Origin of the sequence: Leptolyngbya sp. FACHB-36 (assembly GCF_014695955.1) — a bacterium.
Classification (GTDB): Bacteria; Cyanobacteriota; Cyanobacteriia; order Leptolyngbyales; family Leptolyngbyaceae; genus FACHB-36.
The window spans coordinates 1-3096 of the sequence record NZ_JACJPG010000454.1; the positions used below are offsets into that span (position 1 = coordinate 1).

Sequence of the window (3096 nt, forward strand, 5' to 3'; positions counted from 1 at the left end):
GCCGACGTGTTCGTCAATCGGCTGGTCCGTCAGGAGATACTCGTGCGCGATCCGGCGATCGAGGCGGCGATACAGGGACACCCGCTCGACCTGTCGATCCGTTCCTTGCAGTATCGCTTCTTGCAGGCAACCGGATTACCCCACAAAATGATTCAGCAGATCGAACGCGCCCGCCGCGCCGTCTCGCTGCTTGAGCAAGGAACACCCATCTTAGATACTGCCTTTGAGCTAGGCTATTTCGATCAGGCACATCTCACCCATTCGCTGAAGCGCTTCATTGGAAAAACGCCCGCGCAAATTGCTCAGAAAGGCACGGTTAAATAGGTTGCGTTTTTTTCCAAGGCGCTGTCCTTGTTGCTGCACTACGATCGCGGTATAGACAGCGAACGGCAAAAGGAGAAATCATGCGGCAAGTCGTCGTCACTGAATTCATGTCACTGGATGGCGTTATGGAAGAACCCGCCTGGACTGCCCCCTATTGGAATGACGAGATCGCGCAGTTTAAAGGCGAAGAGACGTCCGCCAGCGATACCTTGCTGCTGGGGCGCGTGACCTATCAAGGGTTTGCAGCAGCCTGGCCGGAGAGCACGGATGAAGGGGCAGATTACTTTAACAACGTGCGCAAATACGTGGTGTCAACCACACTCGACACGTTGGAGTGGAACAACTCCACGCTGATTAAAGACAATATTGTGGAAGAAATCACCAAACTCAAGCAGCAAGACGGTCAAAACATTACGGTTCACGGTAGCGCCACGCTGGTGCAAACGCTCATGCAGCATGATCTGGTGGATCGCTATCGTCTGCTTGTCTACCCGGTGGTTGTGGGCAAAGGCAAGCGCCTGTTTAACGAGGGCACCAGCGGGACTCTGAAGCTTGTGGAATCACAGTCGTTCAGCTCAGGCGTTGTGGCGATCGTCTATGAACCGGAGCGCAAATAATCATCGCCATAGAGGCAAAAAATGAGCTTAATGCCTCTGAGCGCCTAAAAATTATGGAAATGTGGGCGGCAGACATGCCGCCCGTGCCAATGAAGTTTCAAGTCGTGCAACCCGCACCCCTGTCAAACGGTTCTTGCGTCGATCGACCCACTAGATTGCCCTACTATTAGGTGTTCTGATAAGTGGGATATAGCTGTTTTGACTATTGCAGCATCGTCACAGTCCGCGACTGGACACGATTCTCTTGATCGCTTGTTGAATATCAAAGAGATTTACTACGAGCCTGCTAGTTTAGACTATGCCTGTGGTCAGGCAATTCTGGCTAAGTACCCAGATGCCAACCTGATAGAAGTTGCTTCACACTGGAATATTCCCAGTCTGCACGGTAATGAGGGTGCGGTGGAAGATTGGAACCGCATCAAGCGCACGGTGTTAGTGCTGGGTGTGAAGAAGTCACTGCAAGCCCGCCCCAATTGCCGTAGCTCTGATTTTGTCGCGCCCTCCCACGCGAACGGTTGTGCAATGGCATGTGCTTACTGCTACGTGGCTCGGCGTAAAGGATTCGCCAATCCCATCACGACCTTCGTCAACATTGAACAAGTTGTGCGCTACCTTCAGCGTCATGCCGCCAAGCAGGGCGTGAAGCCAGAACCGAATCAAGTTGACCCGCAGTATTGGGTGTATGAGATTGGTGAGAATAGCGACTGCTCAGTGGATGCAGCGATTTGCGACAACGTAAAAACCCTGATTACGCTATTTCGTGACCTTCCCAATGCAAAGGCAACTTTTGCCACTAAGCGCGTCAATCGGGAACTGCTGAGCTATGACCCGCAGGGCAAGACGCGGATTCGGTTTAGCCTGATGCCGCAGTCCAAAGCGTCGATCGTCGATGTTCGCACGTCTACTATCGCAGAGCGGATCGAAGCCGTGAACGATTTTGTGGAGGCAGGCTACGAAGTGCATCTCAACTTTGCGCCGGTGATTTATGACGACAATTGGCTACCCGATTACGAGCAGTTGTTTGAGCAGATCGACGATACGCTGTCACCGCAAGCCAAGGCGCAGTTGCAGTCAGAGGTGATTTTTCTGACGCATAACGATCGCCTGCATGAGGTCAATATGGGGTGGCATCCTGGGGCTGAGGAGCTCCTGTGGCGACCCGATCTGCAAGAGACAAAGTTCTCGCAAACAGGGGGTAAGAACGTGCGCTATAAATATGGCTTCAAAGGTACATTGGTCGATGCCGTGTCTCAATTGATGAGCGATCGACTGCCCTACTGCACGATTCGCTATGCCTTTTAATAGAATTCCTCGCTCTGGCTCCACGTCCCAAGACCAATTGAACCAGAGCGATCGATTCAAGTGATTTCTAACCGGGTTAAGTTCGTTTATACCAATTCTCTAAATTCCAGCTACCGATCAAACCACTAAAACGTAGACGGACTCCAGCTTCTGCAGTTCCGAATTACGAATTACGAATTGGTATTAGTGGTTGGTTGAAGCGCAGTGGCGTTTTGCCTTCAGCTTTTCCTTGGGGTTTTGAAGGCGATCGATGAGGATGCTGTAGCGCTGGAAATGCTGGAATTCTCGCCCTTGAAAGCAAACTCAATTCCAGATTGTTAAACTACGACTGTCTAGATCAAACCCCAACCTGACCAGGAGCTTGAATGTCAAATCTGCCAGAACACTACATTCGCTACTCGGACGATGTAGAAGTCAAGCAACCCGATGAGGATAAGCTCATTCAGGAAACGCTGAACTCCGTTGCTCGAATGGGGCAAACGGTGTTTGACAAGCATCGTCATGCCATGCGTGGTGCCCATGCCAAGGGACATGGTGGACTTAAAGGGGAACTAAAAATTTATGACAACCTGCCTGCACCGCTGGCGCAGGGGCTGTTCCGTGAACCCCGATCGTATCCTGTGATGATTCGCTTCTCGACGGCTCCCGGTGACATCATGCCGGATGGCATGTCGTCGTTTCGCGGTATGGCGATTAAGGTCATTGGAGTAGAAGGTCCTAAGCTACTGAGCTCTGAACCAGACGCGCTGACCCAAGATTTTTTGATGATCAATCGTCCGGTTTTTCCAGCGGGAAATGTCGCTCGGTACCTCAATGAGCAGCTACTCCAGGAAAAGGTCGTAGTCCGCGCTCC

General features: G+C 51.8%; 3 protein-coding genes and 1 pseudogene. All 4 read left to right on the plus strand.

Annotation, left to right across the window (positions count from 1 at the left end; translation table 11 throughout):
• On the plus strand, nucleotides 1–324 hold a 324-nt coding region (locus H6F43_RS12800; protein ID WP_190343135.1), incomplete at its 5' end, for a helix-turn-helix domain-containing protein.
• Between the two features lie 80 nt (nucleotides 325–404).
• Entirely contained in the window at nucleotides 405–941 is a 537-nt protein-coding gene (locus H6F43_RS12805; protein WP_190343136.1) for a dihydrofolate reductase family protein, read from the plus strand.
• Between the two features lie 204 nt (nucleotides 942–1145).
• Entirely contained in the window at nucleotides 1146–2243 is a 1098-nt protein-coding gene (locus tag H6F43_RS12810; protein ID WP_347272410.1) for a spore photoproduct lyase family protein, read from the plus strand.
• Between the two features lie 365 nt (nucleotides 2244–2608).
• Nucleotides 2609–3096, plus strand: a pseudogene (locus H6F43_RS12815) (catalase); the annotation flags it as partial.